Origin of the sequence: Thiohalobacter sp. COW1, from assembly GCF_016629505.1 — a bacterium.
Classification (GTDB): Bacteria; Pseudomonadota; Gammaproteobacteria; order Thiohalobacterales; family Thiohalobacteraceae; genus Thiohalobacter; species Thiohalobacter thiocyanaticus_A.
This window is the reverse complement of the sequence record NZ_AP024239.1, coordinates 2,114,006-2,134,902: the sequence shown is the minus strand read 5'-3', so window position 1 is coordinate 2,134,902 and position 20,897 is coordinate 2,114,006. Positions and strand designations below refer to the sequence as shown.

Below are 20,897 nucleotides of genomic sequence, written 5' to 3'. Positions count from 1 at the left end.
AACGGGGTTCCATCATGGCACAGACTGCAAACAGCTCCAGCAACAGCGCCCGCGAGGCTTCCCGCGCCCGGCGCCGGGCGATGTCCCAGGCCGGCAAGGCGGGGCTTCCGCAGGGCGGTAAGCCGCAGGGCGGCGCTCTGCCCAAGTCAGCGGCCTCCGGCGGCGGGTCTGCTTCGACCGCGCCCCGGGCCAACACCAGCGGCGCGGCGGCCGAAGGCGGCGCGCGCGCGGCATCGCGGGCCCGGCGTCAGGCACTGTCGACCCAGGGCAAGGCTGCGCTGAAGGGCGGCGACCGCACCCGCAGTGATTCCACTGCAGGTGCGACGATGCCGGCCGGCGCAGCGCCGGAGAAGAAGGCCGAAGGCAGTTGCGGCTGTGGCTGCAAGGACAAGGAGCGTCAGGCGCAGCGCACTGCGGCGGAGACGACCGCCGGTGCGGCACCGGCCCGCGGCGATTCCGCTCGCAGCCGGGTGCGGCGCAAGCCGGGCAAGGCCCAGACCAGCAACGCTCGCGCGGCTTCGCTGGCCCGGCGCCAGGCCCTGTCCAGCCGCGGCAAGGCGGGACTGAGCAGTAACGGCATGACCGCGGCCCAGACCGCGCGGGCGGCCAACCCCCAGCTCACTACCCGGGAACTGGCCCGGGCGGTGCGTGAGCAGCGCAGCCGCAACGGCGGGGCCGGCCACAAGAAGTCCGAGCCCTGCGGACGCAAGCGCAGCAGCCGTACCAGCGAAACCTCGAAGGTCGGCCCGGCCCAGGATGCGCCCTGGAAGGTGGGAGCAGGCGAGACCAGCCATGGCCAGACCGTGACCGGCACCATGGTCGGGCGCAGCCGTCGCACCACCGGCGACGAGTACAGCACCTGCCGCAACGTGACCGGTACCGAATACATGGGTGCGGATATCTTCCGCGACTTCTGCCAGACCGACGCCCCGCGCAGCTTCACCCGGGTCGGCGTGACCAGCACGGCGCGCGGCGGCCGGGTGACCGGCAACCGGGTCGGTCGCGGCGAGCGGGTCACGGGCGACGAGCCCGGCACCTGCAAGCGCGTGACCGGCACCGAATATGTCAGTGCCGAGCAGTCGCAGGCATATTGCGCCAGCCTGCCCGAGTCCGGGCCGGCCAAGGTGACCCGGGCCGAGACCAGCAAGGGCCGCGCCGTGACCGGCAGCAATGTCGGGCGTTCGTCCCGGGTGACGGGTGACGAGACCGGCGCCGACCGCGAGCTGACCGGGACCCAGTACATGCAGCGCGGCAACGGCAAGCATCCCGACAAGGTCGGGCGCACCGAGACCCTGCGCGGCGGCAGCGTCACCGGCACCCTGGTCGGGCGCAGCGAGCGCGTGACCGGCGACGAGCCCGGCACCTGCAAGAACATCACCGGCGACGACTACATCGGCCGCGAGCAGTACCAGGGCTTCTGCGGCACCGCGCCGGCGCCGCAGGATGCCAAGGTGGGCGTGTCCCAGACCCTGAAGGGCCTGGGCGTGAGCGGCAGCATGACCGGACGTTCCGGACGCGTGACCGGCGACGAGCCCGGCACCTGCAAGGCCATCACCGGCACGCCCTATGCCGGGGCCGAGCAGTATCGCAGCTACTGCGCGCCGGAGCAGGCGAAGGAAGCGGAGATCCGCACCCGGCCCCTGCGCTCCACCCCGGGCATGATCATGACCGGCCAGCAGCCGGGCATCGACGGCAAGCTCACCGGGGCCGGAAAGGGCGCCTGCGAGACCGTCAGCGGCACCCCCTATGTGGGCGCCGACCAGTATGCCGCGGCCTGTCCGGCCACCCCGGCCGAGCCGGGCGCGCCGGACTTCCCGCAGCCGCTGGGCGCGGATGTGCCCTGGGGGAAATTCAGCGTGCACCAGCCGTCCCAGGTCGAGCAGATCGCCGAGCACGGCGGTGGCGTGAGCGGGACCCGCTATGAGCAGAGCAGGCGTATCACCGGGCCCTTCGGCATGGCCGGGGGCAAGGTCACCGGCACCGAGGAGGCGCGCTTCGGCCCCGCCCGGCAGCAGTCCGAGACGGTGGCGGTGCCGCCGGCGGCCGCGGAAGTCGGCGGTCGGGTCAAGCCGCGCATCAGCGGTGAGGGCATGGACGCCGGTGTGAACATCACCGGCGACGACTGGGACCGCGGTGACCGGGTCACGGGCACCGAAGGGATGTCGGCCACGCGTCGCAACCCGACCCAGCGCAGCGGCCGCGGCAGCGTGATGAGCCCGCCCGAGTCCAAGCGCAACGAGGGCCTGCCCGAACCCGTGAGCCGGGTGACCGGCGGCAGCGGCAACACCGACAAGGGTTCGCTGGTGACCTATTCCGGCGGCGCCCGCGGCTGAACGCAAACAGGTAACGGACAGGTAACGGAGACGCAACCGGCATGTTGAATCGCACCCGCAACTCGCACACAGCGCGCCCGGCCCAGCCGGTCGCTGCCCCCCGGCGGCGGCCGGGGGCGCGGGTGGTGCCCCCGACGGCGCCGGGCGCGCCGCGGGTCGGCGGCGGCGTGCACGCGCTGGTGCGCGGCGAGGACAATGCCCGGCTGTTCGACTACGAACAGCGCGTGAAGGCCGCCTTCGATGCCATCGTGCCGGCCCTGCGCAGGGTTTCGGCCCTGCAGCACGAAGAGGATTTCGAGCGCCAGGCCCAGGCCGTCGCCCGCGAACGGCTCGGCTTCGAACTGCCGGCCTGGATCCTCGCCGACGCCTGGGTGGACCAACTCGATATGCGCCGGCTGTATGCCTGGTGCGTGTTCGAGACCTACCTGCGGTTTTCGGACGACTTCTTCAGCGCCGACCCGCTGGGCTGGGCTGACGAGGGCGAGTTCCAGGCCTTTCTGCAGGAGTGCGGATTCCACATCCTGGATATCTCGCCCTGCGCCGACGGCCGCCTGGCGCACGTGATCCGCTACGTGCTGCGCCTGCCCTACCGCACGGTGCGGCGCAAGTCCTACGCCGGCGCGCTGTTCGACATCGAGGACAGCCTGGAGAAATGGGGCGAGACCGAGTTGCTGCGCTTTCGCGAGGGCACGCCGAATACGGCCGATGCGCCGACCCGCTACCTCAAGGCGGTGGTGTATCACTACAGCTCCAGCGCCCCCGACACCGAGGGCTGCGCGGCCCACGGTTCGGATGCGGTGCGTGCCGCCGAGGCCGGACGCGAGCGCCTGCTGGCCTTTCAGCAGGCGGTGGAGAACAGCTACTGCTGCGGGGCGTCCATCGACCTGCTGCTGATCGGGCTGGATACCGACACCGATGCCATCCGGCTGCACCTGCCGACCGCCGAGGGCGGCATCGAGCCCGGGGCCTGGGTGGACGCCGCGCAGCTCTATGACGAGACCCGTGGCCTGCACGCCCGGGATGCCGGCGAGCGCATCGACGCCCGGCTGCGCGAAGCCGCCCCGGAGGCGCCGAGCGGCATGCTGCGGCTGCTGGCGCGGCTGCTGGAGAACAATCTGTCGCAGATCGAGTACGTGCAGCGTCATCATGGCGGGCGCTACCCGGATATCGGCCATGCCGAGCGTTTCATCGGCGCCGGCAAGGGCTTTGAGGAAGTGCAGCTGCGCAACCTCACTTATTTCGCCTACCTCGACACGGTCGAGGAGGCCGCACCCGACCTGGACGTGGGCGTGAAGATCTTCAGCCGGCTCAATGTCGGACACGGCCTGCCCATCCCGGTGGTGGTGCGTTTCGACTACCACGGCAAGGTGCCCGCGGCGCGTGAACGCGCGGTGGAGCACTGCCGGCGGGTGGCCGGCGCCCTGGCGGCGCGCTACCCCGCACTGGCCGCGGACGGTCTGCTGCACACACTGCAACTGGTGCGGGATATCGATCACGAGCAGGGCGTCGGCGGCCGGGTCGAGGTACTGGACTGCAGCGTGCGGGAACCGGCACAGGAGGCGCACTGAATGAAGATCTGTCAGGTGGAACGCCCACTGGTGGCGACCAACCGCATCCCCGGTATGGAGCACAAGCACCTGCAGGTGGTGCGCGACGGCAGTGCGCTGGCGGTGGCGGTGGATGCAGTCGGCTGCATCCCCGGCGACTGGGTGATCTGCGTGGGCAGTTCGGCGGCCCGCGAGGCCGCCGGCAGCAAGGAATACCCGAGTGATCTGACCATCGTCGGCATCATCGACCGCTGGCCGCCCGAGGAGGGTCAGGCGCCGGAATCGGAACGGGGCCGGGGCTGATGGAGATCTTCCAGGTCGAGGCCCCGCTGGTCTGCACCCGCCGCGTGGACGGGCTCAAGCAGATCAGTCTGCGGGTGCTGCGCAGCGCGGCCGGCAAGCGCCAGGTGGCGGTCGACCCGGTCGGGGCCCGCACCGGCAACTGGGTATTCACGGTCAGCGGATCGGCGGCCCGCTATGCGGCAGGGGATTTCGGTGTACACACCGACCTGACCATCGGCGGCATCATCGATCACTGGGAAGAGGCGACGGACTAACCGCGTCGGAAATTGAAGCAAACGATTTGAAGCAACGACGAGCGAGCAGGAGAGACAGAGATGGCAAATGACAATTACGGCATCGCACTGGGCATGATCGAAACCCGCGGGCTGGTGCCCGCCATCGAGGCGGCGGACGCCATGACCAAGGCCTCCGAGGTCCGGCTGATCGGCCGCGACTTTGTCGGCGGCGGTTATGTCACCGTACTGGTGCGCGGTGAGACCGGCGCGGTCAACGCGGCGGTGCGTGCCGGTGCCGATGCCTGCGAGCGCGTGGGTGACGGTCTGGTTGCGGCGCACATCATTGCGCGTCCGCACCGCGAGGTCGAGCCGGTTCTGGGCTCGAGCCAGGCCAACTGATTACTTGATCAATCCTTACAACGGAGACACGAAGATGGCAACTGAGAACTACGGTATTGCTCTGGGCATGATCGAAACCCGCGGGCTGGTGCCCGCCATCGAGGCGGCGGACGCCATGACCAAGGCGGCGGAAGTCCGGCTGATCGGCCGTGAGTTCGTCGGCGGCGGCTACGTCACCGTGCTGGTGCGCGGCGAGACCGGCGCGGTCAACGCGGCGGTGCGTGCCGGTGCCGATGCCTGCGAGCGCGTGGGTGACGGCCTGGTTGCGGCGCACATCATTGCCCGTCCGCACCGCGAGGTCGAGCCGGTGCTGCCGACCGGCGGTGACAAGCCTGCGAGCGCAGCCTGAGCCATCTCTGACCCGACGTCATTGCGGGGCGCGTAGCGCCTTGCAATGACTCAGGGACAGGATCGGCCAGGGTCATTTGATCCGTCATTATTTGTTTATCGAACAGGAGATCCCAGCCATGGCCAACGATACCTACGGTATTGCGCTCGGCATGATTGAAACCCGCGGCCTGGTGCCCGCCATCGAAGCGGCGGACGCCATGACCAAGGCGGCAGAGGTGCGCCTGATCGGGCGCGAGTTCGTGGGCGGCGGCTACGTCACCGTGCTGGTGCGCGGCGAGACCGGCGCGGTCAACGCGGCGGTGCGTGCCGGTGCCGATGCCTGCGAGCGTGTGGGTGACGGCCTGGTCGCGGCGCACATCATTGCGCGTCCGCACCGCGAGGTCGAGCCGGTGCTGGACGAGGCGTCCGGCATGGCTGGCAACCGCCCGCAGCGCAGTTGAGTGAGGGCGGGACAGGGATCCCACTGACGGAGGCATGACCATGGCCTATGCCAGTGCCGATCAGCGTGTCCTCGGTTATCTCGGTCGGGCCCTGAGTCTCGAGCTCAGCGCGGTCCAGCTCTACAGCACCCAGGCCCGCCTGACCGCGACCTGGGGTCTGACCGAGGCGGCCGAACGGCTGCGTACCGAAGCCCGCGAGGAGATGGGGCACGTGGAGCGTATCATCGCGCGTCTGCTTGCCCTGGGGGCCGCCCCCAATGCCTCGCAACTGCGGCCGGTGCGCCTGGGCGCCAACCTGGAGGCGCTGCTGCAGGAGGACCAGTCCTTCGAGCAGGAACTGGTGCAACTCTATACCGAGGCCGCCGGTCACTGTGCCCGACAGGGCGATCACGACAGCCGCCTGTTCTTCGCCACCCTCCTGGAGGAGGAGCGCGAACACGCACGCGAGCTGGCCGCCTGGATCGAGGAACTCAAGCGACCCGCTGCCACGTCCGGCAGCTGATACAGGAGACGCGTCATGAATTCCGAATGGCAGGAACGCAATCGTCCCCACCGTCTCGAACGCCGTTACCAGTTTCCGGATTATTCATCGCTGCGCGATTTTCTGGATCGCGCAGCCGATCTCTCCGAGCGCGAGGGCCTGTACCCCGATATGGGCTTCGGCCGTGATTACGTCAATATCACGATCCATGCCGAGGAGGGCGCCGAGGCGCTGAGCGACAGCCAGCGTCGGTTTGCCGAACAGCTCGACGAGCTGCGCGGCACCGACAGCGCCAACTGAGGCGACGGCGCCATGGCCGTAATCGCGCTGGTCGGCAACAAGGGCGGTGCCGGCAAGACCACGCTGGCCATCAATCTGGCCACCGGGTTGGCACATCGCGCGGCCGAACCCACGATCATCCTGGATGCCGATCCCCAGGGCTCCTCACTGCAGTGGCGGGCCTTTGCCGAGAGCGAGACCGCTCCCGGCGTGATCGCCGCTCAGGCCGATCTCGAGCGCCTGTATGCGCGCCGGCGACGCGATTACCGACATATCGTCATCGACTGCCCGCCCTCGGTGCATGCGCCACAGACACTGGCCGCGCTGCGCCTGTGCGATGTCGCCCTGATTCCCGTGCAGCCCTCGCCCCTGGACCTGTGGGCGACGGTTCATATCGAGCGTGCCGTGACCCAGGCGCGTGAAGTGAATCCCGATCTGCGTGCCTGGCTGGTGATCAACCAGCTCGAACCGCGGACAAAACTCTCCCGCCTGATTCGCCAGGCCCTGGACGAACTGGACCTGCCCGCTGCCCAAACCGCAGTGCGGCGCCGGGCCGCGTATCGCGCCAGCGTGTTGGAAGGCCGGACGGTGCTGGACCTGGGGCGCCGCGGTGCCGAGGCCGCAGAGGAGATCAACAACCTGATCAGTGAGGTGATCGCATCATGAGCGAAGCAGACAAGACCGGTGAAAAACTCGTTGCCTCCATGCGCAAGACCAAGGCCGGTGCCGGCTCGGCTTCGGGTGCGGCGAAGAAATCCACCGCGGCATCCGGCAAGGCGTCCGCGGGCAGGAAACCTGCGGCCCGCAAGTCGAAGCCGACGCCGGCGGCACCCGTGACCGATCCCTATCAGAGCGGGCGGCGGGTGTGGCCGGACTGAGACCTATAGGTATAAATCGATCAATAACCTTTTTATTATCGATTTGTATTGAAGTGGCAATCACCAGATACTCGAAACTACCAATCGCTGTTATGGATAAAACACCCAATAACTGTTAGGTATTCGGTTGATGCCCGGGTGGACGAGGTCTGCGCTGGGCGGAGGTGGCCGGCCGGGGCGCGGGCGGTTTTGTCTGCCCGGGCCCGGAAAGGCAAATGCCACTGGAGTCAGAGTGAATATGCCCGCCGTTTTTCAAACACTGTTCCCGTTTCTGCGCTGGTTTCCGCTCAGTCGGACCAAGCTGCGCGCGGATCTGCTTGCCGGAATCACCGTGGCCCTGGTGCTGGTGCCGCAGAGCATGGCCTACGCTCAGCTGGCCGGTCTGCCGGTGGTCTACGGCCTGTACGCCTCCTTCGTGCCGGTCATTGTCGGCTCCCTGTGGGGCTCATGCAGTCAGCTGCATACCGGGCCGGTGGCGATGCTGTCGCTGATGTCGGCCGCGGCCCTGATCCCCTTCGCCAGTCCGGGCAGCGACCACTTCATCGCCCTGTCCGTGATGCTGGCCATGATGGTGGGTGTGCTGCGCCTGTTCCTGGGTGCGTTCCGCCTGGGGGCGATCGTCAATCTGCTGTCCACGCCGGTGATCGTGGGTTTCACCAATGCCGCGGCGCTCATCATCGGCCTGTCCCAGTTGAGCAAGGTGATCGGCGTGCCCTTCCCGCGCACCGATTCCTACCTGCTCGATCTGTGGCGGGTGGTGACGCAGGTGCCGCAGCTGCACTGGGCAACCCTGGCGTTCGCGCTGGGCGCCTGGCTGGTGATCGCCGGCCTGCGCCGGGTGGCGCCGTCGCTGCCGGGCGTGCTGATTGCAGTGGTGGTGGCCACGGTGGCCAGCAAACTGATCGGGTTCGAACACCGTACCAGTGTCAGTCCGGAGCAGATCGAACATAGCTCATTGCTGGCCACGGTGGAGGCGTTCGACAAGGCTCGTACCCGTATCGATCAGCTCACGACCGAGATCGCCGATCTCAGCCGCCAGGCCGAGCGGCTGGAGCAGCGCGGCGGGCACGACGCGATCAAGGAGGCCGCCGGCCTGCGTGCCGAGGCCGCCGTGCTCGATCATGATCTGAAGCGGTTGAAATCGGACAACACCCTGCGTCAGGTCGAAATGCATGCCACGCCGCTGCGCGCGGTGCGCGCGCCCGAGGGCGTGCTGCGCTTTCACGCCGACGCGGATCTGACCGGGGAAGCCGAACACGAACCCGGCCTGTGGCGCTTCAGCAATGTCAGTAACGGCACCATCGTGCTGTCGGCCGGCGGCGCGGTGGTCGGCGACATCCCGCAGGGCCTGCCCAGCTTCGAGTTGCCGAAGATGGAATGGGGCCTGGTGCCGGCGCTGCTGCCGGCGGCGCTGGTCATGGCCCTGATCGGCTTCATGGAGGCGACCTCGATCTCGCGCGCCATTGCCACCACCACCGGTGAACGGGTGGATACCAGCAAGGAACTGGTCGGGCAGGGCCTGGCCAACATCGCCGGCAGCTTCTTCGGCTCCTATACCGTCAGCGGCTCCTTCTCCCGCTCGGCGGTGGCGGCCCGCACCGGGGCGAAGACGGGACTGTTTGCCATCATCAGTGCCCTGGCCGTGGTACTGGTGCTGCTGTTCTTCACCGCCTATCTGTATCATCTGCCGCAGGCGGTGCTGGCGGTGATCGTGATGCTGGCCGTGTTCGGCCTCATCCGCGTCCAACCGCTGATCCAGGCCTGGCGCATCGACCGGGTCGGGGCGGTGATCGGGATCATCACCTTCGTCGCCACCCTGCTGATGGCGCCGGACATTGCCAACGGCATCCTGCTGGGCGTGGTACTGACTGTGCTGCATTACCTGATCCGCACCATGCGGCCGCGGGCCGAGATCGTCAGCCGCAAGGCCGACGGCACCCTCGGTGGGATCGAGGCCCACCGGCTGCAGCCACTGAGCCAGGACTTCGTGCCGGTGCGCTTCGACGGCTCGCTGACCTTCATCAATGTGGCCTATTTCGAGGATATGGTCCTGGAAGCCCACAGTGAGTTTCCGCGCGCCTGCGCCGTGCTGGTGATCGGCAGCGGCATCAACGAGATCGACGCCTCCGGCGAGGACCGCATCCACGAGGTGGCGCGTCGGTTGCGCGAAGTCGGGGTGTGCCTGTGTTTCAGCGGCCTCAAGCACCAGGTCATGCAGGCGCTGGAAAAGAGCGGTCTGGTGGACGAACTGGGCCGTGAGGCCTTCTTCCCGGACAAGGAAACGGCTCTGGAGATGCTTCAGGAACGCTGTGCCGGGGCGGCAGAGCGGGCCGGGGCGGGCCCCCGCCCCGGCGGCGCGATTCATACGCCCGTGGCCGGCTGAGAGGTGGATACTGCTTTGCACACAGAAGCTGTACACTGGAGGGCATGAGCGAGATGCCGAGTGCACGTGATCGGGACTACACGCCGCCGTCGGCGATGCCGGATTATCTGATCCGGCATGCCACCCTGCGCCAGCTGCAGGTGTTCGAGGCCATTGTCCGTCTGGGCAGCTTCACCCGTGCGGCCGAAGAGTTGTTCCTGACCCAGCCCACCGTGTCCATGCAGATCAAGAAGCTGACCGACGCCATGGGGCTGACCCTGTTCGAGCACGTCGGCCGCAACGTGCGCCCGACCGAGGCCGGGCATGTGCTCTACGAAGCCTGCCGGCGCATGTTCGACACCCTGTCCAACCTGGAAATGCAGATGGCCGACCTCAAGGGTATGCGCCGCGGCCGGCTGCGCCTGGGGGTGATCACCACGGCCAAGTACCTGGCCCCGGAGATCCTGGGCGAGTTCAGTCGGCTGTACCCAGGGGTGGATGTCGCGCTGAAGGTCACCAACCGCGACCGCATCATCGACCGCATGCTGTCCAATGAGGACGACCTCTATATCATGGGCCAGGCGCCCTCGGACGAGCTCGAGGCCTATCCCTTCGCCCCCAATCCCCTGGTGGTGATGGCGCCGCGCGAGCACCCGCTGGTGGGCAAGAAGAATATCCCGCTGTCGCGCCTGGTCGAGGAGCCGTTCATCCTGCGCGAGCCGGGTTCCGGCATCCGCGATGCCATGCTGCGCATCTTCGACGCCCACGGTCCGCGGCCGCGGGTGCGCATGGAACTGGGCAGCAACGAGGCCATCAAGCATGCCATCGTGGGCGGGTTGGGGCTGTCGGTCCTGTCGCTGCACACCCTGACCCTGGAGGGCACGGACGGGCCGGTGGCCATCCTCGACGTCGAGGGTTTCCCCATCATGCGCCAGTGGTACCTGGTCTATCCCAAGGGCAAGGAACTGTCGCTGGTGGCGCGCACCTTCCTGGAGTTTGCCAGGGAGATCGAGCCGAACCTGCGCAAACAGGTGGAGTCGATGTGGCCTGAATTAAGCAGGTACATGCACAAGGAAGAACAGGACAGTCCGCCGAAGAAAAAGAAGACCGCCCGCCGCAGGAAAAAGACCTGAGAACCGCTTCAGCTGCCGGTCTTGCGGGAACTGATGCCGAGCAGGCTGTAGCCCGGACACCAGCCGACCAGGCCGGTGACCAGCGGCAGCACGCCGATCCAGCCCCAGACGCCGATGGTGCCGGCCAGGGTCAGGCCGATCAGCGCCAGCCCGACGATGATGCGGATGCCGCGGTCCAGACTGCCTTCATTGATCTTCATGCTGACATCTCCGGTTGGTTGAACATTATCCCAAGCATGGCACAAAACCCCTGCGCTTTCAGCCGCGCGGGCATATCCGCTGCCATGGCGCCGGCCGGGGAGGATGGGGTAATATCGGGCCGGTTCCCAGCCCCGGCCACCGGATACTGCCATGACAGAGACTGCAGCCAGTTTGTCCGCTGAGGATGAGTCCCCGCTGCGGGACGTCTATCTGAGCAGCACCCGCCAGCGGTTCAAGAACGAGGTCAACCGCCTGACCCGGGATGGCGGCATGGCGGCGCTGCTGGAGGGACGCGAGGACGCGGCCGACCTGGCCTTCGTGCTGGCCTGGGTCTACCTGTACCACTGGCTGACACACAATGTGCCGGCGGCGTGGCGCGAGCCGGTGGTGGCGCGGTTTCGCAGCGGCGGCCGCGCCTTCCTGATGGATCTGCTGCTGGAGCCGGACGTGGCAGGTTTTCTGCGCGGCTATATCGCGCACTGGCAGTCGCTGCCGTCCAGCGGCGTGCAGCCGCCGCTCCAGCAGCAACAGCTGCAGCGCCTGCTGGCCGCCCGCGGCGGCGATCCCGAGGCCCTGATCGCCGATCTGCTGGAGACCTGGCGCGGCCTCGACCTGTTCAGCCGTTCCTACAAGGTGGCCTACAGCGAGATCGGGCGGGCGGAGCGCGACCGCTACGGCGAGATGCTGGCCGCTGCCGATCGCGAACGGCTGGCCCTGGTCGATGGCCTGCCGGATCCCGGTTTCGCGGGCGAGCGGCCGCGCCTGGCCAAGGCCGGCCTGATCCCCGCCATGGGCTGCCCCCAGACCTGCCGCCACTGCATGTTCATCTGGCGCCCGCCGAAACCGAAGCATGCCGATCCCGACCGGCTCTACCGGCTGGTCGACGGGCTCGCCGACAATGTGCTGTTCACCGGCGGCGACCTGACCCGGCAGCTGGACAGCTTCTATGCCGCCATCCGCAGCATGCCGAACATCACCCGCTTCGCCATCCTGCTCAACGGCGATTTCGCCGACGACCCGGAGACGACCGACGCGGTGCTGGGCGCCATGGCGGCGGCTGTCGACAGCCGTCCGGCCGACTGGGCGCGGGCGCAGGTGCTGCTGCAGATCAGCTTCGACGAGTTCCACCAGGAGGTGATCGTCGACAAGCGCGGGCAACTCAAAGAACGCATCCCGGTGGCCAAGATCGCCAACATCGTCGAGCGCGCGCCATACTACGCCGACCGGGTCCAGCTGGCGTTGCTGCACAAGCAGACGGCGCTCAACTTCTCCATGGACGTGTTCAACAAGGGCGTGTTCGCCCGCCTGGCCGCCGAACTGGGCCGGCGCGGCCACCGGGTTCAGGTGCTGAGCGCGGCCCCCGCGCCCCGGCCCAAACGCAACCCGCTCGCCCCGGATCAGCTCGCGCCGGTGGTCAAGGATGCCAGCTTCATCCTCACCCGGCACCCGGACAGTCCGATCCTGTTCACCAGTTCCACCATCGACGGCTACGGCCGTGCCGCGGAGATGGATGCCTGGGAAACGGTCAAGGAGAAGGAACTGCTGGCCGAGGTCCTGGCCGGTCGCACCCCGCCCGGGGTGAGCTTCGATATCGACCTGATGTTCTGGTTCAACGGTTGGGCCACCCTGTTCAACGCGGTGCATATCTGTCTGGGCGATATCTATGCGGATGGCGAGGACGCCGTGCTCGCGCGTCAGCGCAAGGACCCGCTGTCCCATGCCCTGCATCGTTTCGATACCCGTCTGCTCGACTATTACCGCGAACTGCGCCCGGACCTGGAGCAGAAGATCGCCGCGGCGACCGGACCGCACCACCTGTTCCATACCCTGACCGAGGACGCCGAAGTCCGGCTGCACCTGACCCGGCGGCTGATCGAGGCAGGCCACGCCGCGGCGGCCGGTCATTGAGTTCGCGCGGCCCCGGGCCGTTGCATTCCTGTCCGCCTGCGCTATACCTACCCCTGTATAACCACTGAACAGGCCGCCGGAATCCAGGCATTGCCGCATCCGGCCGAGGAGGGGAAGATGCGTAAGCACCTGTATACGGCTGCCTTGTGTCTGGCGGCCGGCCTGCTGCCGGCGGCGGGGGCGGCGACCGAACTGACCCGCGGTGCCATGCTCGCCAACTCCTGTGCCGGTTGCCACGGCACCGACGGCCACAGTCCCGGCGCCATCCCGAGCATCGCCGACAAGTCATCCGCCTTCATCGAAACCGCCATGAAGGAGTTTCGCAGCGGTGCGCGTCACGGCACCGTCATGGGCCGACACGCCAGTGCCTACACGGATGAGGAAATCCGCCTGATCGCCGAGTTCTTCGGCGGGGAGTCGCAGTGATGAGCCGCTATACACGACGGGAACTGCTGCGGCTGCTGGGCCGGGCCGGCACCGCTTCCATGCTCGGTGCCATGGGTCTGCCGCTGGTCGGCTGCGGCGGCAGGGATGAATCGATGGGCGAGGCCGGTGAAGCGTCCGGGAGCCGGCAGAGCGCCCTGAACCGGCCGCGGGTCGTCATCGTCGGCGGCGGTTTCGGCGGCGCCAGCTGCGCCAAGTATCTGCGCCGATATGTCCAGGACGTGGAAATCCTCCTGGTCGAGCCTCAGAAGACCTACCATACCTGTCCGTTCAGCAACACGGTGCTGGCGGGGATGAATCCCATCGATTTCATTGCCCATGATTACGACACCCTGCGCACGGCCCACGGTGTGGAGGTGATCCATCAGACGGTCAGCGAAATCGATCCCGTGGCCAAGGCCGCCAGCCTGGATGACGGCCGCACGCTGGGTTACGACTACCTGGTGCTCGCACCCGGCATCGACATGCGCTGGGATGCCATCGAGGGCTACGACGCGGCCGCGGCCGAGGCCATGCCGCATGCCTGGCAGGCCGGTGACCAGACCCGGCTGCTGCGGGCTCAGCTCGAGGCCATGGACGATGGCGGCACCGTCATCATCGCGCCGCCGAACAATCCGTTCCGCTGCCCGCCGGGACCCTACGAGCGCGCCAGCCTGATCGCCCACTATCTGAAGCAGCATAAGCCGAAGTCCAAGATCCTGATCCTGGATGCCAAGGAGAAGTTCTCCAAGCAGGGCCTGTTCATGCAGGGCTGGGAGGCGCTGTATCCCGGCATGATCGAGTGGGTGAAGGGATCGGACTGGGGCGGCATGGGCCGGGTCGATGCCGGGCAGAAGACCATCTACAGCATGTTCGACAAGGCGTTCAAGGCTGATGTGGTCAACCTGATCCCGCCCCAGCAGGCCGGAGAGATCGCCCTGCGCACGGGCCTGGCCAACGACGACGGCTGGTGCCCGGTGGACCAGCGCAGTTTCGAATCCAGCATCCATCCGGATCTGTTCGTCATCGGGGACGCCGCGGTGGCCGGGCAGATGCCCAAGTCGGGCTTTGCCGCCAACAGCCAGGGCAAGGTCTGCGCCGCGGCCATCGCCGCTCGTCTTCTGGAGGTGGATCTGCCCGAGCCTTCCTACGTGAATACCTGCTACAGCCTGGTGGGGCCGGACTACGGCATCTCTGTGGCGGCGGTCTACCGGATGCAGGAGGGGCAGATCAAAAGCGTTGAGGACTCCGGCGGGGTCAGCCCGACCGAGGCCGACGCGCAGTTCCGGCGCGACGAAGCCCGGTATGCCCGTGGCTGGTACCAGAGCATCACCTCGGATATGTTCGGCTGAGTCCGGCCGTCCACAACACGCACAAGCGCAGGATAAGGACATGCCTTACGCATCCGTCAGCGAGTTGCCGGACAGCGTCCGGGAGCATCTTCCCGAACACGCACGGGAGATCTTCCTGGAAGCCTTCAACAATGCCTGGGAGCAATACGCCGACCGCGACGATCGCGAAGAGACGGCCTTTCGTGTCGCCTGGTCGGCAGTGAAGCAGAAATACAGGAAGTCGGGCGATAAATGGGTCAGGAAACAGGCGTAGGTTGGGTTGGCCCGGAGGGTGCAACCCAACATGACATATCAGCATAGTGATCGGGTTACGGCGCTCACGCGCCTGACTCAACCTGCAGAGCTGTCAGCTTTGCCTAATCCAGCCGGAAACCGATCTTGAGCTTGACCTGATAATGGCCCACCTTGCCGTCGACGATGTGGCCGCGGGTCTCCACCACTTCGAACCAGTCCAGGTTGTGCAGGGTCTCGCTGGCCTTGCTGATGGCGCGCTGGATGGCAGCGTCCGTGCCCGCGCTGGAAGATCCGACGATCTCGATGACCTTGTAGACATGGTCGCTCACTGGCGTTCTCCTCGTTGAATGGCTTATGATCAGGATAGAAGCTGGAGACGGCTTTGTCAGGTCCATCCGTGCATGACGAGGATATCCGGATGACGAACAGAAAGACCGGGCCGGACAGTGACCGGCTCGACCGCGTGGTGGCCGAGGCGCACCGCTACCGCGATCAGCGTGAAAAGGACTACCGGGAACAGGCGCTCAAGCTCTATCCGTGGGTATGCGGGCGCTGCGGCCGGGAGTTCGATCGCAGCAACCTGCGCGAGCTCACCGTGCATCACCGTGACCACAACCACGACAACAACCCCGCTGACGGCAGCAACTGGGAACTGCTGTGCCTCTATTGCCACGACAACGAGCATCAGAAGCAGCTGGAAGCGGCGATGGGCGGGACTGTCAGCAGCCCTGGTGAATCGGGGCAGGGTGCCCGCCACAATCCCTTCGCCGATCTTAAATCCCTGCTGAAAAAGGAATAACAGCGCCGCGGGCTGCGACGAGTCCGCGGCGCTGTCCCGCTTCAGGCGACCCGGCTGACTGCGGTGCGGTTCGCCGTGGTCGGATCGATCAGCGTCACCACCTCGGTGATGCGGTTGGCGGGGAAGCCGCTGAGGCGGGCGTGTTCGCGAATCACCTCCTCATTCTCGGCCAGATAGATGCAATAGGTCCTGTCCGCGGTGACGTAGGAATGCACCCACTGGATGCGGGTGCCCAACCTGGCCAGGGCGGTATTGGATGTCCCGGCGACGGTGCAGAAGCCTTCGGCGCTGTTGCTGCCGATCCCGGGTACCTCGCGTTCGATGACGTATTTGCGCAGCATATCGGTGTCCTCGCTGGTGGCCTGACGCCAGGGAGACCGGATGCCGGGCCAGGCCTTCCGGCATCTGCAACCACTCTGGCGCAGGGGTGTAACAGGTTGATTGCCCCGATGCTGCAAACTGTTTCGGGATTGTTGTTGCAGGATACGGCTCAGCCCTCCAGTGTCTCCCAGCGGGCATAGGCCTGCGCCAACTCGGACTCCAGTTCATTGAGGCGGGCCTGCGCGCGCGCGATCTCCGTCTTGTCCTGCTGATAGAATTCCGGGCGGCTCATTGCCTCGGTGAGTCCGGCCTGCTCGGCCTCCAGTGACTCGATGCGCTGTGGCAGGGCCTCCAGTTCGCGTTGATCCTTGTAGGAGAGCCTGGCGGCGCGGGCGGCCGGACGGGCTTTTTTCGCCTCCGGCTTCGTGTCCGTCGGACCCCGGGGGGCGGCCGCGGCCGGTGTCCGCTGGCGCAGCCAGTCGTCATAGCCGCCGACATACTCGTTGACCCGGCCATCGCCCTCGAACACCAGCGAACTGGTCACGATGTTGTTGAGGAAGGCGCGGTCGTGGCTGACCAGCAGCACCGTGCCTTCATACTCGATCAGCAGTTCCTCGAGCAGTTCCAGGGTGTCGGTGTCAAGATCGTTGGTCGGTTCGTCCAGCACCAGCACATTGGCCGGGCGGGTGAAGAGCTTTGCCAGCAGCAGCCGATTGCGCTCGCCGCCGGACAGCGCGCTGACCGGCTGACGCGCGCGTGCGGGAGAGAACAGAAAATCCTGCAGATAACTGATCACGTGCCGGTCCTGGCCGTTGATGCTCAGGCGGTCGCGGCCCTGGCCGACGTTGTCCAGCACGGTTGCCGTTTCATCGAGGGCGGCACGGTACTGATCGAAATAGGCGATCTCCAGGTTGGTGCCGCGGCGGATATGGCCGCTGGTCGGTTCCAGTTCGCCCAGCAGCAGCTGCAGCAGGGTGGTCTTGCCGGCGCCGTTGGGGCCGATGATGCCGACCTTGTCGCCGCGCAGGATGGTGGTGCTCAGGTCGCGGATGACCGGCTTGCCGTTGTAGGCGAAGCCGGCCGCCTCGGCCTCGACCACCAGTTTGCCCGAGCGCTCGCCGGCCTGAACCCGCAGCCTGGCGCTGCCGGCCTGTTCGCGCCGCTCGGCGCGCTCCCGGCGCAGCTGCTGCAGGGCCCGGACCCGGCCCTCGTTGCGCGTGCGCCGGGCCTTGATACCCTGGCGGATCCAGGCCTCCTCCTGCGCGAGCTTCTTGTCGAACAGGGCGTTGTGTCGTTCCTCCTCTTCCAGCAGTTCGGCCTTGCGTCTGAGGTAGGTGTCGTAGTCGCCGGGGAAGTCGGTCAGATGACCGCGATCCAGTTCGATGATACGGGTGGCAAGCCGCCGCAGGAAGGCGCGGTCGTGGGTAATGAACAACAGCGCCCCCTGCCAGCCGAGCAGGAATTCCTCCAGCCAGGTGATGGCATCGATGTCCAGGTGGTTGGTGGGCTCGTCGAGCAGCAGCAGGTCGGGCTGGCTGACCAGGGCCTGGGCCAGCAGTACCCGGCGTTTGAGTCCGCCGGAGAGGCGTTCGAGTTCGGCCTCGGGATCCAGTCCCAGCTTCGACAGCACTGTTTCCACCCGCTGGTTGATCTCCCAGCCGCCGGCCGTTTCCAGGGCGTGCTGGCATTGCTCGAGTTCGTCCATCCGTCCCAGTTCGCCGGCGGCGAGGGCGTGGGTCAGGGCATGATAGCGCTCGACCAGGCTGCCGACTTCGCCCAGTCCCCGGGCCACCACATGGAATACGCTGCCCCGCGTCTCCTGCGGGATCTCCTGGGCCAGCTGGGCGACGCGCAGGCCGTCGCTGCGCTGGATCCGGCCGTCGTCGGGGACCAGATCGCCGGCGACCAGTCGCAGCAGGGTGGATTTGCCGGCGCCGTTGCGGCCGATCAGGCACAGTCGCTCCCCGGCCTCGATGCGGAAACTGATGCGGTCGAGCAGCGGCGGGTCGCCGTACTGGAGGGTGACGTCACGAAAGGTCAGCAGGGGCATGGTGCAGGGATGTCGGTCAGAGTCAAACCGCTATTGTAACCGAGGCGGGCCGTTCGCGGCCTACCGGGATGAGGCTGCTTCCGCCTCAGCCGCCTGTGCCAGCGGCCGGCGCAGCCGGTCGAAGTCCCGCGGCGGGACATACTGCAGAACCTCCTTGCCGTCGCGGTCCAGGATCAGATCCAGGCCGAGCTCAGGGTAGAGCAGGTGCTCGACCTGCGCGTTGATCTGAATGCGCTCGGACGGGACCCCGAAGCGGTGCTCGGCCACCTCGACATCGATGTCGGCGGCGGGGATGAAGGTGATCGAGTCGATGGTCGCCGCATGGGCGGTGGGCAGATCGGCGGGGTCCAGGCTGAAGCGGCGGGCGCCGCTGTCCAGTACCCTGCTGCTGACGGCGCGTTCGCGCAGTTCCCGCAGGGTCGCGCTGTCCAGCCGGGTGCCGAGGATCAGCCGGCCCGACAGCATCCCGGCCATGAACCGGCTGTAGAACAGTTCCAGCGCCCCGGCCTCGCCCGGGTCGGCGATGATGGCCAGTTCCGCGTCGCGGCCGTGCTGCTGCAGGGCGTCGCCGAAGCTGCTCTCGCCCAGGGTCAGTCCGAACACCCGGCTCAGGCCCTCGGGCGTGGTCTCGACCTGCCAGGGCAGGCCGGTCACCGGCTCGCGCGGGGACTGGCCGTCGCGCAGCAGCGGGACCAGGATGAGGACGAGCAGCAGCAGGATCAGCAGCGGTAGCAGGCGTTTCATGGGCGATGACCAACAGGTTGAACAGGATGCCGGGAGGGCCCGGCGCAATGCTGTCACAGGCCGGGGCCTGTTAGCAGACCCTAGCATACCCGGGCCCGGCGGCGGCACCCGGCCGCGGCCGGTGCCCGGCGCCCCAGCGAAACCGCCTATAATAGGTTACAGTAACTGCTTCATATCGAAACAATCCGGGGGGAGAGCATGCTGGATGCCGTGACTGACTGGTTCAGGCAGAACTGGAACGAGGAAAGCAATATCGGCAAGGCCAAGATCGCCGCCGTGGTGGTGCTGGTGTTTCTGTTCGTTGCCAGCCTGATGCCGGAGACCCGCGACGAGGAGACGACGCAACAGGCCGCGGGTCCGGAGACCGGAGAGGTGGAACCGACCCTGGAGCAGGCCGAGAAGCAGGCGGCCGAGACCTACGCCAGCTATGAAAGCTACCTGGCCGAACTGGCACGGGAGAAGGCGCAGGGAGAACAGCAGGCGCGCGCGACCTATGACAGCTATGAGCAGCGGGTCCGCGAACTGGAGCAGGAAAAGGAAGAGGCGGCGATCCAGGCCAGGGCCGCCTATCAGGACTACGAGGACCGCGTCGGTGAACTGGAGCACGAGCTCGAGGCCGCCCAGGCACAGAGTCAACAGGCCTATGTGGCCTACGAAAGACGCGTCGCCGAACTGGAGCAGGGACGCGAGGATCACGTCGCGGGCAGTGCCGCCCTGACCGGGCTTGAGGCCGCTGCGGCCGAGGCGCGCGAGACCTATGAACAGTATCAGGCCCGGGTAAGCGATCTGGAGCATGAACTCGAGGCCGCCGAGCACCAGGCCCGGGATGCCTATGCCAGCTACGAGGCGCGGGTCGCGGAACTGGAACGGGCGCAGGCGCAGGGCGAACGCGAGGCCGCCGAGACCTATGCCAGCTACGAGGCCCGGGTGGCGGAGTTGGAGCGCGAGAACGAGGCCCTGCGGCAGCAGCTGAACGCGTTGCGGCAGCGACAGTCGGGTCAGGCCGAGGCGGGGGACCCGGACAGCCGGGCGGCCATGCGGGAGGAACTCAAGGCCCTGCAGCAGCGTATCGATCGGCTGCTGCAGGATTTGTGATTGGGGTAATGCTGCAGAGCAGCAGGCCCTGATTCATTGCCGTCCCCAATGCGGCCCGGATTCTGTCCGGGCCGCTTTTTTTGCCCGGCCGCATGGCCCGGATGTTGCTACCCCTGTATGCAGGGCGGCATCGAGGCTGCGGTTGAGATGGGGTAACGTGCTGTATGAAAAAACGATTCTGGAAACGTCTGGGGCTTGGTGCGGCGGCATTCTGGCTGCTGGGACCCGCCATGGGTCAGGAATTCGACGTCCGAATACCGATGCAGGAAAGATCGGCGGCGACCTTCTACGTCAGTGCTGAGATCGCAGGGCTCGGGGCATCCGACTTCCTGGTCGACACCGGCTCGGGCTACATGACCATCAACGAGGTGACCCTGGCCGCGCTGCAGGAAACCGGCCAGGCCGAATATCTCAAGGACCTGTCCGGTATTCTGGCCAACGGTGAGCGCATGCGGGTGCCGGTATATCGCATCGAGCGCCTGGCCATAGGCGGCCGCTGCGAACTGAGGGATGTCGAGGCGGCGGTGTTCCCGGGCAAGAGCCGGCAGATCCTGGGGTTGAGCGTACTGACGCGGACCGCGCCTTTCGTGTTCTCGACCGACCCGGCGGAACTGCGGTTGAGTTGCGGGGAAGGCAGCCTGGCGGCGGCCGGTGAGGCGCCGCCGGGCTGAGGGTGGGGCTTATTCCTGGTTCGTGTCCTGCTGCGGCTCCATTTCGAAGGCGCTGAATTCGGACTCGTCGACCTGGTTGTTGCCGTCCTGGTCAACCGACTGCCACTGGCTGCTCAGGGCCTGGCTGGCCTGTGCCTCCTCGGCGGAGATGTAGCCGTCCTGGTTGGCGTCCAGCTGCTTGAACTTGCCGGCCTGTTCCCCGGCCATGGCGGAGCCGCTGGCAAAGGCGAATGCACAGGCGATGACAGTGATCTGCTTCTTCATGGGTATACCTCCTGACGCTGTTTGTTGTTGATGGAACCACGAACGTTGTTCGTTCGTGGCGCCATGAAACGCCTGTTTCGATCCGACTGCCGTTAAGTGCATCACATTTCGCGA

The 20,897-nt window shown here is 67.0% G+C and carries 26 protein-coding genes; 20 read left to right on the top strand and 6 right to left on the bottom strand.

Translation table 11 applies throughout. The features are described 5' to 3' along the window. The first annotated feature begins 14 nt into the window (after nucleotides 1-14). The 13 genes from COW1_RS09995 (at nucleotide 15) to COW1_RS09935 (ending at nucleotide 10,721) form a co-directional block, all read left to right on the top strand. Nucleotides 15-2,333 carry a CsoS2 family carboxysome shell protein gene (locus tag COW1_RS09995; RefSeq protein WP_242466417.1) on the top strand — a complete coding sequence of 773 codons (2,319 nt, stop codon included), beginning with the start codon at nucleotides 15-17 and terminating at the stop codon, nucleotides 2,331-2,333. 41 nt (nucleotides 2,334-2,374) lie between these two features. Beyond that, a complete protein-coding gene (locus COW1_RS09990; protein WP_201344078.1) occupies nucleotides 2,375-3,901 on the top strand; it encodes a carboxysome shell carbonic anhydrase in 1,527 nt (508 codons plus the stop codon). After that, nucleotides 3,902-4,183, top strand: coding sequence for a carboxysome peptide A (locus COW1_RS09985; protein ID WP_201344077.1), 282 nt, complete (start codon nucleotides 3,902-3,904; stop codon nucleotides 4,181-4,183). Continuing rightward, nucleotides 4,183-4,437 (top strand): carboxysome peptide B, encoded by a 255-nt coding sequence (locus tag COW1_RS09980; RefSeq protein WP_201344076.1) that lies wholly within the window; start codon nucleotides 4,183-4,185, stop codon nucleotides 4,435-4,437. Before COW1_RS09985 ends, COW1_RS09980 begins: the two co-directional genes overlap by 1 nt. A 60-nt stretch (nucleotides 4,438-4,497) precedes the next feature. Next, the gene (locus COW1_RS09975; protein WP_096364805.1) at nucleotides 4,498-4,797 is read left to right on the top strand and encodes a BMC domain-containing protein; all 300 of its coding nucleotides are present in this window, start codon (nucleotides 4,498-4,500) and stop codon (nucleotides 4,795-4,797) included. 34 nt (nucleotides 4,798-4,831) lie between these two features. Further along, nucleotides 4,832-5,146 carry a BMC domain-containing protein gene (locus COW1_RS09970; protein WP_096364807.1) on the top strand — a complete coding sequence of 105 codons (315 nt, stop codon included), beginning with the start codon at nucleotides 4,832-4,834 and terminating at the stop codon, nucleotides 5,144-5,146. Between the two features lie 118 nt (nucleotides 5,147-5,264). Then, nucleotides 5,265-5,588, top strand: a complete 324-nt coding sequence (locus COW1_RS09965) for a BMC domain-containing protein (RefSeq protein WP_096364809.1) — start codon at nucleotides 5,265-5,267, stop codon at nucleotides 5,586-5,588. Between the two features lie 40 nt (nucleotides 5,589-5,628). Next, nucleotides 5,629-6,090: a bacterioferritin gene (locus tag COW1_RS09960; protein ID WP_201344075.1), complete on the top strand. Its 462-nt coding sequence runs from the start codon at nucleotides 5,629-5,631 to the stop codon at nucleotides 6,088-6,090. A gap of 15 nt (nucleotides 6,091-6,105) precedes the next feature. Then, a complete protein-coding gene (locus COW1_RS09955; protein WP_096364811.1) occupies nucleotides 6,106-6,369 on the top strand; it encodes a 4a-hydroxytetrahydrobiopterin dehydratase in 264 nt (87 codons plus the stop codon). Nucleotides 6,370-6,381: 12 nt separating this feature from the next. Then, nucleotides 6,382-7,014 (top strand): ParA family partition ATPase, encoded by a 633-nt coding sequence (gene parA, locus COW1_RS09950; protein WP_096364813.1) that lies wholly within the window; start codon nucleotides 6,382-6,384, stop codon nucleotides 7,012-7,014. Then, the gene (locus COW1_RS09945; RefSeq protein WP_201344074.1) at nucleotides 7,011-7,226 is read left to right on the top strand and encodes a hypothetical protein; all 216 of its coding nucleotides are present in this window, start codon (nucleotides 7,011-7,013) and stop codon (nucleotides 7,224-7,226) included. Before parA ends, COW1_RS09945 begins: the two co-directional genes overlap by 4 nt. Nucleotides 7,227-7,464: 238 nt before the next feature. Continuing rightward, nucleotides 7,465-9,609, top strand: coding sequence for a SulP family inorganic anion transporter (locus tag COW1_RS09940; RefSeq protein ID WP_201344073.1), 2,145 nt, complete (start codon nucleotides 7,465-7,467; stop codon nucleotides 9,607-9,609). Between the two features lie 53 nt (nucleotides 9,610-9,662). Continuing rightward, nucleotides 9,663-10,721, top strand: coding sequence for a LysR family transcriptional regulator (locus COW1_RS09935; RefSeq protein WP_201346085.1), 1,059 nt, complete (start codon nucleotides 9,663-9,665; stop codon nucleotides 10,719-10,721). Nucleotides 10,722-10,729: 8 nt separating this feature from the next. Here the strand turns inward: COW1_RS09935 and COW1_RS09930 are convergent, their stop codons facing one another. Beyond that, entirely contained in the window at nucleotides 10,730-10,921 is a 192-nt protein-coding gene (locus COW1_RS09930) for a DUF2892 domain-containing protein (protein ID WP_201344072.1), read from the bottom strand. 151 nt (nucleotides 10,922-11,072) lie between these two features. Between COW1_RS09930 and COW1_RS09925 the strand changes: the two genes are divergently transcribed. The 4 genes from COW1_RS09925 to COW1_RS09910 all read left to right on the top strand — a co-directional run bounded on the left by COW1_RS09925 (nucleotide 11,073) and on the right by COW1_RS09910 (nucleotide 14,858). Continuing rightward, nucleotides 11,073-12,830, top strand: a complete 1,758-nt coding sequence (locus COW1_RS09925; protein ID WP_201344071.1) for a radical SAM protein — start codon at nucleotides 11,073-11,075, stop codon at nucleotides 12,828-12,830. 117 nt (nucleotides 12,831-12,947) lie between these two features. Further along, on the top strand, nucleotides 12,948-13,256 hold the full coding sequence (locus COW1_RS09920) for a c-type cytochrome (RefSeq protein ID WP_201344070.1): 309 nt from the start codon (nucleotides 12,948-12,950) through the stop codon (nucleotides 13,254-13,256). Next, nucleotides 13,256-14,605, top strand: a complete 1,350-nt coding sequence (locus tag COW1_RS09915) for an NAD(P)/FAD-dependent oxidoreductase (protein WP_201344069.1) — start codon at nucleotides 13,256-13,258, stop codon at nucleotides 14,603-14,605. The genes COW1_RS09920 and COW1_RS09915 overlap by 1 nt, the downstream gene beginning before the upstream one ends. A 40-nt stretch (nucleotides 14,606-14,645) precedes the next feature. Next, nucleotides 14,646-14,858, top strand: a complete 213-nt coding sequence (locus COW1_RS09910) for a ChaB family protein (RefSeq protein ID WP_096364825.1) — start codon at nucleotides 14,646-14,648, stop codon at nucleotides 14,856-14,858. Nucleotides 14,859-14,961: 103 nt separating this feature from the next. On the opposite strand, the gene COW1_RS09905 is transcribed toward COW1_RS09910, so the two are convergent. Continuing rightward, nucleotides 14,962-15,168, bottom strand: a complete 207-nt coding sequence (locus COW1_RS09905; RefSeq protein WP_096364827.1) for a dodecin — start codon at nucleotides 15,166-15,168, stop codon at nucleotides 14,962-14,964. 89 nt (nucleotides 15,169-15,257) lie between these two features. Here COW1_RS09905 and COW1_RS09900 point away from each other — a divergent pair, with 89 nt between their 5' ends. Beyond that, a complete protein-coding gene (locus COW1_RS09900) occupies nucleotides 15,258-15,638 on the top strand; it encodes a YajD family HNH nuclease (RefSeq protein ID WP_096367475.1) in 381 nt (126 codons plus the stop codon). Between the two features lie 41 nt (nucleotides 15,639-15,679). Here the strand turns inward: COW1_RS09900 and COW1_RS09895 are convergent, their stop codons facing one another. The 3 genes from COW1_RS09895 to COW1_RS09885 form a co-directional block, all read right to left on the bottom strand. Next, a complete protein-coding gene (locus tag COW1_RS09895) occupies nucleotides 15,680-15,976 on the bottom strand; it encodes a DUF4242 domain-containing protein (RefSeq protein WP_370590904.1) in 297 nt (98 codons plus the stop codon). Between the two features lie 152 nt (nucleotides 15,977-16,128). Then, nucleotides 16,129-18,009 (bottom strand): ATP-binding cassette domain-containing protein, encoded by a 1,881-nt coding sequence (locus COW1_RS09890; protein ID WP_201344067.1) that lies wholly within the window; start codon nucleotides 18,007-18,009, stop codon nucleotides 16,129-16,131. A gap of 60 nt (nucleotides 18,010-18,069) precedes the next feature. After that, on the bottom strand, nucleotides 18,070-18,753 hold the full coding sequence (locus tag COW1_RS09885) for a hypothetical protein (RefSeq protein ID WP_201344066.1): 684 nt from the start codon (nucleotides 18,751-18,753) through the stop codon (nucleotides 18,070-18,072). Nucleotides 18,754-18,951: 198 nt separating this feature from the next. Between COW1_RS09885 and COW1_RS09880 the strand changes: the two genes are divergently transcribed. Next, entirely contained in the window at nucleotides 18,952-19,848 is an 897-nt protein-coding gene (locus COW1_RS09880; protein WP_201344065.1) for a hypothetical protein, read from the top strand. 164 nt (nucleotides 19,849-20,012) lie between these two features. Continuing rightward, entirely contained in the window at nucleotides 20,013-20,519 is a 507-nt protein-coding gene (locus tag COW1_RS09875) for a TIGR02281 family clan AA aspartic protease (RefSeq protein WP_242466416.1), read from the top strand. 9 nt (nucleotides 20,520-20,528) lie between these two features. Here the strand turns inward: COW1_RS09875 and COW1_RS09870 are convergent, their stop codons facing one another. After that, nucleotides 20,529-20,783 (bottom strand): hypothetical protein, encoded by a 255-nt coding sequence (locus COW1_RS09870; protein WP_201344064.1) that lies wholly within the window; start codon nucleotides 20,781-20,783, stop codon nucleotides 20,529-20,531. Nucleotides 20,784-20,897 lie beyond the last annotated feature (114 nt).

Bases quoted from the DNA above. Each gene is read 5' to 3' on its own strand.
- COW1_RS09995 (WP_242466417.1), top strand. From the start codon at position 15: ATGGCACAGACTGCAAACAGCTCCAGCAACAGCGCCCGCGAGGCTTCC.
- COW1_RS09990 (WP_201344078.1), top strand. From the start codon at position 2,375: ATGTTGAATCGCACCCGCAACTCGCACACAGCGCGCCCGGCCCAGCCG.
- COW1_RS09985 (WP_201344077.1), top strand. From the start codon at position 3,902: ATGAAGATCTGTCAGGTGGAACGCCCACTGGTGGCGACCAACCGCATC.
- COW1_RS09980 (WP_201344076.1), top strand. From the start codon at position 4,183: ATGGAGATCTTCCAGGTCGAGGCCCCGCTGGTCTGCACCCGCCGCGTG.
- COW1_RS09975 (WP_096364805.1), top strand. From the start codon at position 4,498: ATGGCAAATGACAATTACGGCATCGCACTGGGCATGATCGAAACCCGC.
- COW1_RS09970 (WP_096364807.1), top strand. From the start codon at position 4,832: ATGGCAACTGAGAACTACGGTATTGCTCTGGGCATGATCGAAACCCGC.
- COW1_RS09965 (WP_096364809.1), top strand. From the start codon at position 5,265: ATGGCCAACGATACCTACGGTATTGCGCTCGGCATGATTGAAACCCGC.
- COW1_RS09960 (WP_201344075.1), top strand. From the start codon at position 5,629: ATGGCCTATGCCAGTGCCGATCAGCGTGTCCTCGGTTATCTCGGTCGG.
- COW1_RS09955 (WP_096364811.1), top strand. From the start codon at position 6,106: ATGAATTCCGAATGGCAGGAACGCAATCGTCCCCACCGTCTCGAACGC.
- parA (WP_096364813.1), top strand. From the start codon at position 6,382: ATGGCCGTAATCGCGCTGGTCGGCAACAAGGGCGGTGCCGGCAAGACC.
- COW1_RS09945 (WP_201344074.1), top strand. From the start codon at position 7,011: ATGAGCGAAGCAGACAAGACCGGTGAAAAACTCGTTGCCTCCATGCGC.
- COW1_RS09940 (WP_201344073.1), top strand. From the start codon at position 7,465: ATGCCCGCCGTTTTTCAAACACTGTTCCCGTTTCTGCGCTGGTTTCCG.
- COW1_RS09935 (WP_201346085.1), top strand. From the start codon at position 9,663: ATGCCGAGTGCACGTGATCGGGACTACACGCCGCCGTCGGCGATGCCG.
- COW1_RS09930 (WP_201344072.1), bottom strand. From the start codon at position 10,921: ATGAAGATCAATGAAGGCAGTCTGGACCGCGGCATCCGCATCATCGTC.
- COW1_RS09925 (WP_201344071.1), top strand. From the start codon at position 11,073: ATGACAGAGACTGCAGCCAGTTTGTCCGCTGAGGATGAGTCCCCGCTG.
- COW1_RS09920 (WP_201344070.1), top strand. From the start codon at position 12,948: ATGCGTAAGCACCTGTATACGGCTGCCTTGTGTCTGGCGGCCGGCCTG.
- COW1_RS09915 (WP_201344069.1), top strand. From the start codon at position 13,256: ATGAGCCGCTATACACGACGGGAACTGCTGCGGCTGCTGGGCCGGGCC.
- COW1_RS09910 (WP_096364825.1), top strand. From the start codon at position 14,646: ATGCCTTACGCATCCGTCAGCGAGTTGCCGGACAGCGTCCGGGAGCAT.
- COW1_RS09900 (WP_096367475.1), top strand. From the start codon at position 15,258: ATGACGAACAGAAAGACCGGGCCGGACAGTGACCGGCTCGACCGCGTG.
- COW1_RS09890 (WP_201344067.1), bottom strand. From the start codon at position 18,009: ATGCCCCTGCTGACCTTTCGTGACGTCACCCTCCAGTACGGCGACCCG.
- COW1_RS09885 (WP_201344066.1), bottom strand. From the start codon at position 18,753: ATGAAACGCCTGCTACCGCTGCTGATCCTGCTGCTGCTCGTCCTCATC.
- COW1_RS09880 (WP_201344065.1), top strand. From the start codon at position 18,952: ATGCTGGATGCCGTGACTGACTGGTTCAGGCAGAACTGGAACGAGGAA.
- COW1_RS09875 (WP_242466416.1), top strand. From the start codon at position 20,013: ATGAAAAAACGATTCTGGAAACGTCTGGGGCTTGGTGCGGCGGCATTC.
- COW1_RS09870 (WP_201344064.1), bottom strand. From the start codon at position 20,783: ATGAAGAAGCAGATCACTGTCATCGCCTGTGCATTCGCCTTTGCCAGC.